Here is a 17,627-nt window from a genome sequence, read left to right as displayed (position 1 = left end):
AAAATGACTAAAGTTTACGCCACTAAAAAGAACAAAGAAGGCGCAATAGTATTTAAATCAGACCTACCCGAAAAGAGGCTATAGAAAGTGCTAAAAACTGGGTAAGAAATTTCATAAAAAAGCGATTAACTAATTGGAAATTTAAAATCAAATGACAGCCCGACAAACAGCCGTAAAAGCAATTCACGAAGATAAATTGGACGTTAGAAATCCGTCTATATTAGCTAAGTTGCTTGAAAATTACGCAAACGAGGGGTGTAAATGCAACCCCGATATATATACTGCAACAAGAAAATGGATTTGTGATAATTGCGGCAAAATCTTTAAACCATGACAGCTAACACAAAGACAATTTTAATACATTACGGATTGTTATTAATCTATGGATTGTTTATATTTGTAAGATAGTTCTTTGAATAGGCAGATGGCGGAATAGGTAGACGCTAATTCTATTTGAGATGTCGCAAGATGCTCTTTTGAAATTTAATAGAAGTGGACTCATGTTTAGGGCTTATGTTTGCGAATCATGCAGGGTGACTATACGAGTATGTAAATAGCGGGACTAACATGATGGTTAGCAGCTACTCGTCAAATCCCTGCCCTGCCTTTTTATCGAACTAATTAACACCGACACTAATTTAATATGGAAGCAAACGAATTAAGAATTGGAAACTGGTATAACTCAATAAGGTTTAATACACCAATAAGATTACATCTTGAAGACTTTGCAGAGGCAAGCATACACGCAGATGGGGCAGATAGTTTAGAATGGTTTGACACGCATATAGAACCCATCCCATTAACCAATGAATGGCTAAAGGATTTTGGGATTGAAAAATTACATGTTTCTGGGCTTGTTGTCTCTGGAGTAACATATTGGAGAAAAGGTGGAATTGTATTTTATAAAAATAGAGGTAAATATTATGTCCCCATTGGTGAAAAAATGGACAAACCCGGACATACTGTAATTGAATTTGACAAAGTTCACGAACTACAAAACATATTCGCCCTAACCGGCAAAGAGCTAACCCTAAAATACAATGAAAACCATTAGATATATTTTTCTTACACTTGCTATTATTGGAACAATTACCGTTACTGTAATAATATTAAGTTGTATGCTGGGGGGCTGCCAATCAAAATCATGGAGCGATAGATACAACTGTCCTTGTACTATAACAAACAAAAGAGAGACTCCCAGAGGGAAGACAGTAACCTTAACCGAGAAGGACGGCAAAGAACATAACATCTTATCTAAGGAATTATATCTCAGGATAGATACGATAATTGAATAATAATGACAGTAAATCAAATAGAAGAGATTGTGATGAAGCATTATTCTCAATTAGGTCATACACCTATTACAACAAGATTTACTGGTATGGGCATTGGTGAGGCAGATGTTATTTCAATTACAAAAGCAGGCTTCATTTCCGAATTTGAGATTAAATGTTCACGTAATGATTATTTAGCAGATTTTCGTAACAAGGGTTATAAGCATAAAGCTATGTTGAAACGAGCAGGCGTAAAGGTATATCCATCAGGTGAAGTCTGGTATAAATCAGCAAATAAATTTTGGTTTGTTGTTCCTGAGAATTTAATAATGTTACATGAAATTCCTGAATATGCAGGATTGATTTACATAAGCGAAAATCATTTATCAATTATAAAAAACGCTCCAAGATTACATAAACACAAAGCAACAGAGAGCTTGTATAAGAAAATTGCTCACAATTTAATGAATAAACTTATCTATGGATGTTCTTATATGAATTATCGAAGAAAAGAAAACCAAAAAATATTAGAAGTAATTGAACCACCCAACACCAACTAACTATGACTGAAAAAGAAAAGGCAAAAGAACTTTACTTTGCATTCGATAAATATACGTATCATGGAAGAGTTTCTTTAGAAGAAAATAAAGAATCAGCCAAGCAATGCGCCCTTATAGCAGTTGAAGAGATAATAAAAGTAGTACCTATGTACACCGGAAACCTTAACCCTAATTGGAAATATTGGGAAAAAGTAAAAGACGAAATCAACAAATACGAAAAACAATGATTATGGCTGAATACACAGAATTTCAAAAAGAACTTGAACACTTAATTAATAAGCATAGTAAGGAAAATGAATCGGATACTCCTGATTTTATCTTGGCGCAATATATTCAAAATTGCCTTTATGCCTTTACTACAGCAATTACACAAAGAGAACAATGGTATAATAAAGGGAAATCAACCCCCAAACCCTAAAGTAATTAAATAACTATGAAAAAAGTAATAAAATATATCTATCCTTTAGCCATTGTAATACTTATTGGATTTACAGTTTATTGGACAAACAGTGCATGGTCATTGTGGGCGTTATTAATATTGGGACATTTAGATTTTGATTAAATAACACTATCTTTGCAATATGGAAGAAGAACTAATATGTAATAACTGTGGATGGACAGGCGGTTCAACTATGTTGGAATGTTCGGAAGAGGATTTTGAAAATCCTGAAATATCAGGACAAGATGCTAAATTTAATCTTTGCCCTGATTGTCAAAGCGATGATATTGAAGATATAGATGATGATTAATAACTTTTCCAACAAAGGAGACGTATAAAAATCTAAAGTAGAAAAAACAGAAAATTTGACACGGAAAAAAACAGGAGGAAGGGGAAAGGGCACTCCAAACAAAGATAAGCAAGAATTAATTGAGATGATACAAGAAGATTATCCCGATTATCATCCTTTATTAGCTTTGGCAGAGATAGCAAATGGAAAGGGCAAAGAAGACCTTAAACTACAAGCCCATAAAGAAATATGTAAATATATCGTACCTCAATTAAAATCAATAGATATTTCAGGAACATTAAAACAAGATGTTATCATCGACTACCCAACAACCGAAGATTGATTTAAAAACCAATAAAAAAAGGCTATTTAATCCTTTATTTTACAAATTACAACACGCAAAAACCCGCTTTATAGTTAATTATGGTGGAGCTGCAAGCGGGAAAAGTGTTGCCCAGCATCAATTAGAATTATTAAGGTTACCTTCGGCAGACTATGATGTCCTTTTCCTTAGAAAATATGCAGCAGACCTCTATGATTCATGTTATTCCCTTTTTAAAAATCTTGCTTTAAATTATGAGATGTATGATTTGTTTAATTGGGCTTTTGGTGGATCAAAACGGCAAATCTTATATAGTAAAACGCAACATCGTATAATATTCAGGGGATTAGATGACCCGGAAAAGATAAAATCAATAGTTGGTGTTAAAAGAATAGTCATGGAGGAAGCCCACCAATTTGAATGGGAAGATTTTTTAGAGCTAAATAGACGTGTAAGGGGAATGAATGATATACAGATTATTTTGTTGCTTAATCCCGTAAGTAAATTACATTGGATTAAAACAAAGTTAATAGATGGTAAGGCTTTTGAAGGAAACGTAACAGTCATAAAAACAACCGTTGATGATAATCAGTTTGCTACAAAAGAAGATATAGAAAATTTAGACCTTCTCAAAGACATCGGAGAAGAAAATCAATGGAGAATATATCGACACGCAGAATGGGGAGTCGAAGAAGTTGTAAGCCCTTTTGCATTTGCTTTTAATAATAACCATATTGGAGAAACAACGTATGATGTTAATTTAGAGACATATCTTAGTTTTGATTTCAATAACGAACCTTTGACTTGCTTAATTGCCCAAAAGCCTGAATTTAATAAATTGCGATTAATTGAAAATATATTTGTAAATAAATTAGATATTGACGAACTTTGTGAGCGAATATTAACTAAATATCCAAGTGCTTTGTTTATTATAACAGGAGATCAAACAGGAGAGCAAGCAACGGCATTAAAGGTGGGATTAACTTATTACCGAAAGATAAAAGAGAAATTAGAATTAACAGATGGGCAAATAAGATTACCCGGCAAAAACCCACGACATAGAATTTCACGCATTGAGACAAATTTAATATTAAATAAATGCGATGTATTGTTTGATGAAAAAAATTGTGATGAAACGATCTATGACATGAGGCACGTTGAATACGACCCAGAGAAACTTAAAATAATAAAGGAAGATCGTGGTAAATTAGAACAAAAGGCAGATTTCTTAGATTGTTTTCGTTATCTTTGCCATGCATTTATGAGAGATGAACTTAAATATTTGGGGATTAATTAAAGGGCTGTTTAAGGACAAGCCTATTGTTCAAAAAGAAATTGTTAAATCAACTGAAACATGGCAAGCAGTTGTATATAAGCATATCAGAGTTAAGAAAGGCAAACGAAGATATGTGCTTAAATTCGCCCAAACTACCAAGAAAGTACCTGAATGGGTGAGACGTAATAACTTAGGACGACTAACAACTAAAGAAATGTCATGCTTGAACTAATTACCCTACTCATAGCCAACTCCCTGTTTATCATAGGTATTTACAATGTTGTCGATTATGAATTAGATGTAAACCTAAAACCAACAAACAAGAAGATACTTTGGTGGGCAGCGTGGTACACTCGTAAGCTACCTTCATGGTTTACCAACCCTGTCTATGGGTGTATTGCCTGTATGGCATCTGTTCATGGGTTTTATATATTCTGGTCATTCAATGCAGCAACTTTTGACAACATTCCTATTTATATTTTTTATACATTTGCATTGTCAGGTCTTAATAGTTTAATTTATGGCAGCTTTTTTAAGTGAACCGCCACAGGTATTAGCAGAGAAAGGATTTTGGAGGTATAAGAGATGCGATTGTGATGGCGGAACAGACAAGTACAAGAACGGAACAGGACTGGAGGTATGGATAGTAAAAGCAAACACCGTAGCTTTAAAACGCGCAGGCATGACGATAGTAAGAACTCATATAGATAACCTAACACATCAACTCAATGAAATACTCAATAACGGTACTGAAAGCTGAGATAAAACGGTTTGAAAATCATAATGACTTAATTCATACAATACTTAAAGAATGTAAAAACGACAAAAAAGAAATCAAACAATATAAGGAGCAATTAATAACCAATGATAAGCAAATCAAAGAACTCAAAGCAGATATAGCGAAACTATGAACCCATTGGCATTTCTTCATAAACGCAACGGTAGTATTAAGTCAGAGCATCCGGTAGACTTTCTGTTTAGCCTACAAGGCATTAAACACTACCGCTATAAAGACATCTCTAAAACTAACTGCCAAAGAATGTTCGCTGCTAATGATTACTACAATGAACTCTCAATGAGATGTTCGAGAGAATACCTAAAGGAGCACACTAAAGCGATGGACGCTATACTAAGCTCAAAGGGTATCAACATACAGGAAGTATCACAACTCAATCTCCAGTTAAAGGAGAGAATAGACATGATACATGAAAGTGACATGATCTACAAGATAGCTTCTGTGATAATCTTTGACACCACCGAAAACCCCCACGACTATGACTATAAATACGGACAAGAGAAGATAGCAAGATTCAAGAAGGCAAGCGAAAAGAACGCTTTTTTTTTGATAAAGCTATTCAAGATTACAGTTGGCTTACCGGGTATATCAGACAGCGATTTGCTAATGTATATGGAGGTGGGGAGCAAGATAAATCAGGAGCATTTGGATGTCATTTCTACCATAATATCCAAGAATACAAAGACAACCGACTCCAGCAAAACGTCAGAATCGCAGAGTCCAACGGTATAAGTTTAAAAGAGTTACATTTACTTAGTTATTATGATTATCATGTACTTTTCGAGAACTATTTACGGGCTAACAGCCATCAGCCAACCTTCAATGAATTTGGTTAGATGGCACTGGAAACCGTAGTAATAAAGATTAAGGGCGACACTAAGGAACTTGACCCTACTATTAAGAAACTTCAAAAGATAGGTGTTGTCGATAAGGACAATGCCAAGACCTTCAAGAAAACTTCACAACAGTTTAGAAAATCCAATAAAGAGTCTGAAAAATCTGTAGGTAAGTTAGAAAAATCTATTGGCAGGATAGGCGTTGCTATTGCTGCTTCATTTACAATAGGTGCATTAATTTCTTTTGGTAAGGAATTAGCACGGACAGCAGTACAAATGGAGGCGTTTAGAAAAAGGGCAGAGGTTGTATTTGGAGATAGTATTAAGTTCGTAGAGGAGTTTGCCCGAAAGAATGCCATATCATTAGGATTAACACAAAATCAATTTCTCGGAGCAGCAGCAGCCATTGGAGACCTTTTAGTTCCTTTGGGGCTTTCCCGTAAACGGGCAGCCGAAATGAGTACACAATTAGTAAAATTAGGTGGAGTATTAAAAGAGTTTACAGGAGATCAAAGAGACGCATCCGAAATATCGGGTATTGTTGCAAGGGCATTGACAGGAGAGACAGAAGGACTAAAAGCATTAGGTGTTACAATTTCACAATCAAGCAAAGAGTTTCAAAATGCCGTTAAAGTCAAGATTCGAGACGAAGGATTGACCCAAGACCAAGCAAAGGCAGTAGTTATCTATGAAACAGCATTAGCACGCTCTACAGATGCGTTAACTGCATTTGAGACCAACACAGAGAGCGTGGCGCGTCAAACAGCAGAACTAAATGCTCAAACGCAAGAAGTTACAGAGACAATGGCAACTCTTTTTACTCCTGTATTGTTGGCAGTTACCACTTCACTCAACAAAGTCACAAAAGCACAAAAACTGTTAACTGAAGCGGATGTAAGCTATTTCACAAAACTGAAGGCATCATTTGGAATTAAATCAGCACAAATAGAAATAGGACGCGCAACGGCTAAAGCTAATCTTGAAGCTGCCGAAGCATTAGAAAAGATTCAAGAAGAAATAACAAAAACCGAAGGTATAGAAAAGAAAAGAGCCACTACAATAGGTGATTTACAAGAAAAAATAACAAAACTTAAAAAAGAACAAAAGGAATTATCAGCAAGCGGTGTGGGGTTGGCTGGAAATTTAATAAAGATAAGGGATATTGAAGAGAAGCTAAAAAAGATATTTGACGAAGCTACAGAATCTATAAAAAGGCAGGGGTTTGAATTTAAAAGATTAGAGCCTATCCTTGCAGAGAACTTAGAATTAATGAAAGAACTTGACCCCGAACTTGTAGTCTTTGATGATGACGACCTGAACAGAGTACAGAAGTTTTGGAAGGATTACGGTGATGGGATACAAGCTGCCGGAGATATAGCTATTAGCGTTGCTGAGATAAGAACAGGGCTTTTAGAAAGAGAATTACAGGAGGAACAAGTTGTGCTTGATAAAGGCTTAGAGAGATTAGAAACACAACTGGATAAGCGGATAATCAACGAGGAGAAGTTCAACGATGAAAAAAAGAAATTAGAAGATTCCTTTGACAAAAAAAGAGCAGAGTTCCAAACAAAACAAGCCAAAGCCGATAAGGCAGCGGCTATATTTAGCTCTTTAATCAACACTGCTGCTGCTGTGATCGCAGCACTTGTCTCGATCCCGCCTAATATTCCGTTATCTGTTATAGTAGGGGTAGTTGGAGCAGCACAAACAGCAGCTATTGCAGCCCAACCCATACCAAAGTTCCACAAAGGGCGAAAAGGCGAATTCTCAGACGAGGAAATCCCTGCCCTTATAAGAAAGAGCGAGTATGTGATACCTCCTGAACAGAGTAGAAAACACCGTGAGGACTTAGATGCTATGCTAACGAATAAGTTCGATCATTTCGTGTTTCATAAATACCAGATGCCTATTATTAAGCAATACTCTAAAATGGAACAGACCGGATTCAGTGATTTTAACATAACACGACATCAACGCAAACAAAACACTTTACTTGAACAAAATAATCAATTACTCAGACAAATGCTGCCCTCAATGAAAAGGGCAAGTCAAGGCTGGAACTAATGGAGAAATACAGATTCATATTAGATGGTACTATTTTAACTCGTAATCCTGAAAACTGGAAGGACATAAAGGTAACTTTAGAACGCCAAAAGGACATCGAAGGGTTACTACTTATCTTTACGTCTAAACTTACCTTTGTAGAGGATGGATATGATCTGTTAAGGACACAATTCGATCTTAATTACAACAACAAGATAACAGCCAATATCGACATACTAAACAGTAGTGATGTTTATGACAGGTTGTTCACAGGAACTATACTACTGAGTGATATTAAGTTTAATATCAATAAAAGCACTGCAATAGTATCAATAGAAGATACAAGTTTCTTTGGAGCTATTGACAGCAACAAAAACATAAAGACATTTTTAAATTCAGAGTTTACTAAAAACGGCACTCAAATAACAACACCAACAACATTCCAACTTGACTATTTTACTCCTTCTACAGGTGTGTTTTTTGGCTTTGTGAATAGAGACCATTATCTACTCAGTGATGCGCTGGACTTTTTGGTTAGGTTTATGACAGATGATGAAGTAAAAGGTATTGTTTCCACCTACTTGACCACCGCCTCAAACTTTGAGGGTGGGCTACTTTATATAACCACAGGAGAAGAGATACGCACTGGGATAGGGCTGCATCCTAATATTAGTTTTAAAGAATTGTTCCAGTTTCTAAAAAGAACCCATAATATAAGTTTTGTCATCGAAACAGACTCTAATGGTGATCCGGTTATGAGAATAGAAGAAAAGGCGTTTTTCTTTCAGTCTACCATCTCTTTTACTGCCAGGGACATCAAAGACTTAGAACTGGAGGTAGATAAAAATAATTTGTTTTCTCATCTTGAGGTAGGGAATAAAACTTTTGAAAAGTCGGGAAATTTCTCATCTACTACACGCTTCTTTTCATTCAGAGATGAAGATTACCTAATAGAAGGCAAATCCAACATAGACAAGGTATTAGACTTTAAAACAGACTTCATTACTGATAATAATGTCATAGAGCAGATCGTAGTAACAAATATAGGATCAGGAGAAGATGAGTTTGACGAAAACAACATAATAGTAACAGGAAATACCGCAGGAACTCAAACCATTGCTTTTACATCTCCTAATTTCCACTATAACAGAGGGCTTACTAATGACAAGATAATATTAAGACAAATCAACTCAGTACCTAATTCAGTCTCTAAGTATTTATCAGCACAAAATACGCCTTGTCTTGCATTTAAAACAAACACAAGTAGTTTTAATCTTGTAGGGCCGATACCCGCTATTGTTATATTGTTGACAACTGTTGATTTTGATGACGACTCTACATTCCCCGCTTTTGATTTGGGGAGCAATTATAATTCAACCGTGCCGAACCATTTTTATGAAATCCCGTTTAACGGGGTATTTACATTCAGATCAAGAATTAGAGTGGGTGTTTTATTGCCTGGTGGTGTAACCTCAAGAACACTTACATTTAGAGGTAGAGTTGAAATTCAACGATTTAATTCTGCATTGACCGTTATACAGGAGACACAAGAAATATTTGGCACGCAAGTCTCATTATCAGCTACCACTTTAGATGTACAAGGGTTTAGCGTGCCGGATTTAACAACTTCAATGACCTGTTCTGTAGGGGAGAGAATAAGGGCGAGGGCTGCTATACAAATTATATCAGAAAACTTATCAACTACTGACGCTATTACTATTACAGTAGTTGGGCAGTCTACAATATTCAGATGTCTCGGTGCTGACAATGATGCGGGCGTTTACCAGACATTTGATCCGGCAGATTTCAGAGCTTTAGTATATAAGTTTAAAAAAAATACTAACTTTACAGACTTTAATACGTTACAAAGTCAGTCACTAAGAAGAATAAAATTTAACGAAGGTAGCAACCCTACATTAGATAAATTTGCTTGGATTGACAAAATAAATTATAAAGTCGAAACAAGCGAAACGGATTATCAATTAATAAAATAGAATGGCAACAACAGTAGTGGCTGCAAACGCAGCAATAACAGCAACAATAACAGGACTTACAGCATTAAGGCTCTCCGATGTGAGTGAGTCTGTTACCGTGTCTGCTAACACCGAAGGATACGGAGATACTATTAATGTCGGCACAGCAGTGGAAGTAACTCTACTGGATTCAGGAGCGATAGGCGATGGAGCGGGGTTAGACTTTGATGGGGTGTTTATCATCAACAAAGACGACACTAACTTCATAAGATTAAGATTAGCCGATACAGCAGCGCATACAGTAGATTTTCGTCTTAACGCAGGCAGGTTTATGTTATTTTGGACAAGAGACATCAATGTCTCTACAACAGAAGCGGCTTTTGCAGCATTTACCAACATTGATACTATCGTAGCACAAGCAGACACATTAGCTTGTGATGTACAGATAGTAGCATTTAGAATCTAATGGCACAATTTACAGGCAGGCAAACACAATATCTACCCTATGGGAGTGTTAAGTTATTCAGCCCCCCCAGAGGGTCGGACTGTGGTATTAACCAGAGATTTTGCCAACCAACAGAACAGACTGATAATATATCTTTTCAGTTTTTGGCTGCTGAGACAGATAATCTTATAACTGACGGGACATTCCCTGATGGTTCACATGATTCTATTTGTGGGATTCAGAGTTGGTGTGGTGCGGGGTGGGGGATTGTTAATAATACTGCCGTTCATGTGACACCTACGATTTCAAACGGTTTACGACAATCGGGAATCTTTACAATTAATGATTTTTTTAAAATTACTTTTACAATGACCTCGCGAACGGTAGGTAGTATTTCGGTCTTAAATATATCAAGTACAGGTGCGATAGATACTATTATCAGTTCTATTGATAAAGACGGAACTTATATCTTCTATCATATAGCAGCACATACAGGAGATTTTAGGTTTGCCCCTGCTTCCAATTTTGAAGGAGCTATAAGTAATGTAGAAGTAGTGCAGGTAGCAACAGCTTCGGATTATACTATAGATATATTTAACACTGAAACAAGCACATTGATAGATAATGTCCCTTCGACATCTATCACGGGAAGCACAAATAATAATGTAATAACAGTTGATTTTAACTGGGCTGATGATGTAACTGTAACCAACGGATGCAGAGAGATGAGAATATTCTTACAAGGTGGTGGCATAGGCGATCCCGGTAATCTTTTTGAGGACACTTTTGAGACCGATCAAGGGTGGACACTATTTGGGGGGGTTACTATCGCAGGTGCAGGTGGGCCGACTATGAGATACACTCATGCGGGGGCAGCAGGTAATGCTGCTTTTATTGATGTGTTAGAAGTGGGTACAGAGTATACGGTGACTTATGATATTCTTAATTATGTCTCAGGGACGGTAAGGGTTAGGTTGGGAGCTACAGACGGGATAACACGGTCTGCTAATGGGACGTTTACAGAGACTTTAACGTGTACTAACGTAGGTCGTATCTTGTTTCTGTTCTTTCCAACCGCAGGCGCTGGAGTTATGGATATTGACAATGTAATAGTGTCAAAAGCCGTCACCGCAGGAGTGGCGTTTGACGGTCAAAGTGAATGTTTTGATCTTCAAACTTCACATGATTGTTCTTTCCTTTGGGTATGGAGCAACGATAACAGGTGGGGTAATTTTGATTACAGCGTGATAACGGGTGGTAGTATTACAAATTTTGAACATAAATTACGAATTATATGTGCGTTTAGAGGTACTAAATACCCCACTGAGAGAAATATAGGTGAAGATTCAGCAGGTGTTAAGAGTGTAGATTATATGAGTCTACGTAAAACAAAACTTATGGATATTGATTTTGCACCTGACTATATACACGATGCCATTGCAGCATTTTTTGCACACGACACACGAACTATAAACGGTACTTCTTTTGTCATGGATGATGAATATGAACCATCATCACCTAATGAGTCTAAAGTCTTGTTTAAGGACTTAATGAACAGCACAATAGAAATACAAGAGACGACACAAGCTAATTTGATTAACCGTAACGAATAACTTAAATCATGGTAAGAAAAGTAAAACATCAAGTTTCTGTTGAAACAATAGGAACTCAGGTAACAACAAACATCAAAAAATTCTTAACTGAATATCCTGTTTTTATGGATGCTGACAGGTTGATTCAGCTAAAATTGCAATCAGGGGTATTAACTGGCGTTGAGATAGATCAAGACGATCTTGATAATATTGCCGGGCCTCAAACTATAGGATTGCCCATAGTGCTTACCGGTCAATCGTTAGGAGCATCCGACTCGCCCACTTTTGCAGGATTAACAGTTGAAGGTGACGTTACAATCACAGGAACTACAACAAGATTCGAGTCTACCGTTATCACAGTGAAAGACCCTGTATTTACTTTAGGCGGCTCTACACCTCCGGCAGCAGACGACAACAAGGATAGGGGTATAGAATTCAGATACCGTGATGGGGCAGGGGCAAAAATTGGGTTTTTTGGTTTTGATGACTCAACAGGGAGGTTTACTTTTATCCCCAATGCCACAAACACCGCTGAGGTGTTTAGTGGTACTGTGGGTGACGTAGAAGTAAATGAGATATTTGTTGATACCGTCTCTGAGAGAACATTAGACAATGGAGTAGCAATCGATGGAGTGTCATTAAAAAATGGGGGAATCTTTGGCACTAATGTATCTGTAGGAACACCATCAGGGGGATCAGATAGTGCTTTTTTTGCACAACAGTCAAATTTTAATGTAAATGATTTTGCCATAGGTCAAACAGCACTGGGAATAGTTACAATAAATGCCATGACAGGGAAAGACATAAGTTTCGCAATTAATAATGTATCTCAAGGTCACTGGAATGCGACAGGTTTAACTGTTGGCGATAATGTTTTTGCTACAGATGTATTAGATGTATATGTGGGTACTGTTGCCGGTGATGCAACAATAAGAGCAACAGCAAGGGCAGGGACAGGAACAGGCGTAAGAGCAGCATTGGGCAGAGAAACTACAGGCGAAGGGATATTAAAATTATTCGATGATGCTTCAGCTTTTACAGCTTTAATGACCAGTGCCGGAGATTCTTTTTTAAAGGGGGGTAATTTCGCAGTAGGTTTCTCTACTCCTATAAGCGCGCGTATTCATATAAGAGGCGTAGATGCTACAAGTACTAACTTTGCATTAAAAGTACAGGATAATGTGGGAACTGAATTGTTTAATGTGAGGAATGATGGAAATATAAGCATTGGAACAATACCAACTACAACAAGATTTACAGTAAGGGGTTCCGGTAGTAATAATACTACTATATCATTGGATGTTGGAAACTCGACAACAAGTGTTTTAAAGATATTTGATGGTGGTGATTTATTGATAGGACAAGCCCCTACGGCAGGAGCTATTATGATGGGTGATGTAGCAGTAACAAGTTACAGATTATCTATAAGAAGTATCAATAATACTGCTAATGCTTTACAGTTGTATCGAAGCATAAGTACAAATGAAGCTGGAGTTATTCATGCTTTTGCTATGAATGATAGTGCAAGTGCAAAAACAGAAATAGCCTATGCAGTAGGTACAATGGTCGATAATACAGCGGGTTCAGTGAAGGGAGCTTTCGCTGTTTATACAAGAGATGGAGCCTCTATCCTTGAAAAATTTAGAATTGATGAGGCCGGTAGGGTAGGGATAGGAACAATAGCTCCCGCAACAAGTGCTAAACTTGAAATATCAAGTACAACAGGAGCAGTTTTGTTTCCAAGAATGACAACAACTCAACGGGATGCTTTGACGGCAGTTGATGGAATGGTAATATATAATTCAACTTTAGATAAATTACAAGTTCGTGCGGCAGCAGCATGGGTGAGTTTACATTAACATTATGAAAGAAATAAATTTAAAATTAACGGTTGATGATACCAATATGGTTTTAAACGCTTTGGGTAAATTGCCTTTTATACAAGTACAAGAATTAATCGTTAAGGTACAAACTCAAGCTCAAAAACAAATCAAAGAAGATGAAAAAAAAGACCTTAAAGCCACTTGATAAAGGAGTGGTGATCTTAGCAATGGGCAATGCCTATTGGGGGCGTTGGGCATATAATTTAGCAATGAGTTTAAAATACAGTTCCCCCGAAGTTAAAATCTCTTTACTTTACTCAGGAGATGGGCTAAACCACATAGTAGATAAGTCATTATTTGACAAGTTGATTCCTGTGCCTCCTGAGCACTATACCACCGATGGGAGGGTACAATACTTAAAAGCTAAAACAGCTATCTATAAGTTAAGCCCTTATAAAGAGACGATCTCTTTAGATGCTGATATGGTATGGCTGCCGAAAAAATCCATAAACGACCTGTTCCATGAGCTTAAAGATGTAGAGTTCACAATGGCAAACCGCAGTTGGATGGCACTGGAGTCTGACTTGCTAACAGATGCTTTTGGAGTGTGGGCTTCGCCTAAACACATAAAAGAAGTGTTTAACTTTAAAAAAGGAAGATTCTACAACCTGAGTAGCGAGATGATTTATTTTAAAAAATCAAAACAGATAAGTAAATTATTTTCAGATGCTTCTAAGCTGTTTGATAATGAGAGCTTTAACTACACTTATTTCAACAACGGTATGCCTGATGAGCTACCTTTTACTATCTCGATGATTAAAAATGAAATCTATCCCCATAAGGATAACTATAAACCCTTCTACTGGGAGTCAGCAGAACATCTACGCTTACAAGGGGCTGACCTTAATAACGGGTTTTACGCTTATTCTATGGGTGGACACATCTCTCATCCTATGATGAAAAGAACCTATGATAATTATGTGCGATTCTACTGCAATCAGTTTAATCAAAGGTTTCCGTTCTTTTGGAAAGACAAAAGAGGGTGGATGCCGGGACGACAAAACCTATGATAAAAGTCAACCACGACCTTGTAAAAAAATACATCAAAAACGGTGCGAGGCACGCTGCCTATGATGACGCTGTGGACGTAATGGATCATCTCTCTTTTCATATAGACGGGTTCAAATATCACACACCGAACGAGAAATTTGATCCTATGAAGCATTTAAGGTTGATGCACCTTGAGCACACAAGGAGTAATCCTTACTTTAATAAGCTCATTGATGATCGCAGACCTTCGGAGAGTGACACTATACAAAAATATCGCAGGGTGATATACGCCTCTATAACCAAAGAGCCTTGTTTTAAGGTTATCAACTCCATTAATAAGATAGTACGAAGCGAGGACTGGAAGATTGACTATTCTAAATCTATCACACCCAACAAGATCAAGGATGGCGAACAACTGGAAGACTACGCTGAGAAAAACTATCCTACTTTTGGGTCGCTGACTAATTGGCTGTTTGTATTTGGGATTAAGAAGATTCTCGGTGATCCTAACGGGTATATGGTGATAATACCGTTTGAACAGGTCGAGGATAACGAATTTAAAAGACCTTTTGTTCACTACGTACCTGCTATTAATATGTTATTCTATAAGCCCGATGAGATTGCCATATACAGGTCTAATGAGACAGGGGAATTTATCAGCAAGGAAAAGGTAGTAAGAGTGCCTATATTTAAGATTATAACTAAACATGGAATATGGAACGTCCAGCAGATAGACGATGAGAACAATTTTGAACTGATACAAATAGAAGTCTTAGAGCTTAAAGAGTTACCGGTTTTGCTTAACGGTGGGGTGATAAAGTCTCTTATAGACAACATCCCTCTTTATGATTCTTTTCTTACTCCCATGTTACCGAGAATGGACGAGGCAGCCCGTGAATACTCRGACCTACAAGCAGAGGTAGTACAGCATATTCATTCTACCCTATGGGCTTTTCAGGGGTTGGATTGTCAAACGTGTAAGGGCACAGGATTGAAGGTTGTAAAGGGTGGTAAGCCTGTTGCTTGTGGTGACTGTAAAGGTAGTGGGGCGATGCCTGTTAGCCCTTTTAAGCAGATGACTCTCCGCCAGCAGGGAGTAGACAAACAACCTTTACCTACCCCGCCAGCAGGATACATCACTAAGGACACAGAGATAGTAAAGATTCAAGATGAGAGAATAGACAACCACATCTTTAGGGCTTTAGCGTCTCTTAATATGGAGTTTCTCGCGGATACTCCTTTAAACCAGTCAGGTAAAGCCAAAGAAGTAGACAAGGAAGAACTTAATAACTTTGTTTTCGGGGTGGCTTTTCATATTGTTAATAACATCTTAAAAAAGATTTATAAACTTGTGGTAGAATACAGGTACGGTTCGGATTCTTTTGAAGTGCCGGAGTCAGAAAGGGAAAAGATGCTACCTACCATCCAAGTGCCTGAACATTTCGACCTGTTGACGGAAAACTCTCTAATAGAACAACTGAGTAAAGCAAAAGAAGCCAACATCGACCCTACTATTATAAACGAGATGCAGACCGACCTTATTAATAAAAAGTTCAGAGATATGCCGGAGGTAAGAGACAGACTTAGGATTTCCAACGAGATGAACCCCTTTAACACCGCTACGATAGAAGAGGTAGCTGATATGGAAATGTCAGGGCTTATCACTAAAGAGGATGCTGTTACTTCCCTTTATGCTGATTACTTCGTAACCAAAGCCATACAAAAAGATGACAAGTTCCTTGAGATGGACTTTAATAAACAGTTAGAGACTATACGCAAGATGACAGAAGAAAAAATAACACAGTTAGATGTCCTTCCAAAAGAGCCAGAGGTTACTCCGCCAACTGAATGAGTTAATAGACGGTTCAGTTGACAATTTTAATGAGAGCATCCCTAAACTTCAAACGGGGATTTTCAGACGTATTCAGTTACTCTTAAAAGACCTTGACATCCGAAGAGGTAATATACGCTCTACAGTGAAGAACCTGCGTAAGATCAGTAAGTTAAAAAGAGAAATACAGAGAGCTGTTCTTAATAAGAAATACCTCAAACAAGTAAGTACGTTTAGTAAGTCCTTTGAGAAGGTAGCCGAACTACAGACACAATACTTTGCTACCTTAGAGGCGGGGTTTGAGCTACCCGCCTTAGTTAAGGAGTTAAAAAAGACTTCTATTACAGCTATGACCGAAGGACTCACTAAGGCGGGTATAAGGGCTAACGTAGCTGAGAAGGCAGCGGAACTCGTCAAGCGAAACATCACAGAAGGAGCGAGCTTTGGCGATCTCTTAGACGAGATGAGAACCTTCTTAACTAAGACCGACACGGGTGCAGGTGCTTTAACCAGACATGCCCATGTGTTGACTACTGATGCCTTAAATGGGTTCGCAAGAGAGTATAACCAAATAGTAAGTGATGATTTGGATTTTAAGTGGTTTATCTATACAGGGTCTTTAGTTGATGAGAGTAGGGACTTTTGTAGAGCTTTAGTTAAGAAAAAATGGATACATATATCAGAGTTCGGTGAGGTCACTAAAGGTAATATAAGCGGTAAGAAAATCAGCTTACAAGGGCTAAAACCCAATACCGATGCGGGAAATTTCCGCTCATTAGCCGGAGGATTTCAGTGTAACCACATAGTAAGCCCTGTAAATGAGGAATTTGTACCAGAAGAAATCAGAGAAAAGTTTGCAGATTAAAAATAATGATTATCTTTGAACATGTTTTAGAGGTTACAATTATCCCTCATTTCTTTGAAAAAAGATTGGGGGATTTTTGTTTTTAATAAATTAGTAGTATCTTTGTCCAGCGTTCCCTATGAAATCTCAAACAACGTCCCTGAAAGTGATTAACGACCTACTCTGTGGGAACGCTCGTTAGTTGCTGATGGGGCGACCTATTAACTAACCTTA

At 37.4% G+C, this 17,627-nt stretch carries 12 protein-coding genes; all 12 read left to right on the top strand.

Going from position 1 to position 17,627, the window contains the following annotated elements:
• The first annotated feature begins 643 nt into the window (after positions 1 to 643).
• Entirely contained in the window at positions 644 to 1,054 is a 411-nt protein-coding gene (locus tag COA65_08795) for a hypothetical protein (protein ID PCJ57948.1), read from the top strand.
• A 782-nt stretch (positions 1,055 to 1,836) separates the two neighbouring features.
• On the top strand, positions 1,837 to 2,061 hold the full coding sequence (locus tag COA65_08790; GenBank protein PCJ57947.1) for a hypothetical protein: 225 nt from the start codon (positions 1,837 to 1,839) through the stop codon (positions 2,059 to 2,061).
• A gap of 809 nt (positions 2,062 to 2,870) precedes the next feature.
• Positions 2,871 to 4,181, top strand: a complete 1,311-nt coding sequence (locus tag COA65_08785; GenBank protein ID PCJ57946.1) for a PBSX family phage terminase large subunit — start codon at positions 2,871 to 2,873, stop codon at positions 4,179 to 4,181.
• A 707-nt stretch (positions 4,182 to 4,888) separates the two neighbouring features.
• A complete protein-coding gene (locus COA65_08780; GenBank protein ID PCJ57945.1) occupies positions 4,889 to 5,071 on the top strand; it encodes a hypothetical protein in 183 nt (60 codons plus the stop codon).
• Complete coding sequence (locus COA65_08775) at positions 5,068 to 5,688, top strand: hypothetical protein (GenBank protein PCJ57944.1); 621 nt, start codon at positions 5,068 to 5,070, stop codon at positions 5,686 to 5,688. Before COA65_08780 ends, COA65_08775 begins: the two co-directional genes overlap by 4 nt.
• Positions 5,689 to 5,792: 104 nt before the next feature.
• Positions 5,793 to 7,856, top strand: a complete 2,064-nt coding sequence (locus COA65_08770) for a hypothetical protein (GenBank protein ID PCJ57943.1) — start codon at positions 5,793 to 5,795, stop codon at positions 7,854 to 7,856.
• Positions 7,856 to 9,829 carry a hypothetical protein gene (locus tag COA65_08765; GenBank protein ID PCJ57942.1) on the top strand — a complete coding sequence of 658 codons (1,974 nt, stop codon included), beginning with the start codon at positions 7,856 to 7,858 and terminating at the stop codon, positions 9,827 to 9,829. The genes COA65_08770 and COA65_08765 overlap by 1 nt, the downstream gene beginning before the upstream one ends.
• A 1-nt stretch (position 9,830) precedes the next feature.
• Positions 9,831 to 10,274 (top strand): hypothetical protein, encoded by a 444-nt coding sequence (locus tag COA65_08760; protein ID PCJ57941.1) that lies wholly within the window; start codon positions 9,831 to 9,833, stop codon positions 10,272 to 10,274.
• Positions 10,275 to 10,978: 704 nt separating this feature from the next.
• The gene (locus COA65_08755; protein ID PCJ57940.1) at positions 10,979 to 11,866 is read left to right on the top strand and encodes a hypothetical protein; all 888 of its coding nucleotides are present in this window, start codon (positions 10,979 to 10,981) and stop codon (positions 11,864 to 11,866) included.
• 1,978 nt (positions 11,867 to 13,844) lie between these two features.
• Positions 13,845 to 14,738, top strand: coding sequence for a hypothetical protein (locus COA65_08750; protein ID PCJ57939.1), 894 nt, complete (start codon positions 13,845 to 13,847; stop codon positions 14,736 to 14,738).
• Entirely contained in the window at positions 14,735 to 16,570 is a 1,836-nt protein-coding gene (locus COA65_08745) for a hypothetical protein (GenBank protein PCJ57938.1), read from the top strand. The genes COA65_08750 and COA65_08745 overlap by 4 nt, the downstream gene beginning before the upstream one ends.
• Positions 16,527 to 17,414, top strand: coding sequence for a hypothetical protein (locus COA65_08740; GenBank protein ID PCJ57937.1), 888 nt, complete (start codon positions 16,527 to 16,529; stop codon positions 17,412 to 17,414). Before COA65_08745 ends, COA65_08740 begins: the two co-directional genes overlap by 44 nt.
• The last annotated feature ends 213 nt before the right edge of the window (positions 17,415 to 17,627 follow it).

It is taken from the genome of Rhodospirillaceae bacterium (genome assembly GCA_002746255.1).
Taxonomy (GTDB): Bacteria; Pseudomonadota; Alphaproteobacteria.
Note: the sequence above shows the minus strand (reverse complement) of the source record. Positions and strands in the feature narration are given on the sequence as shown.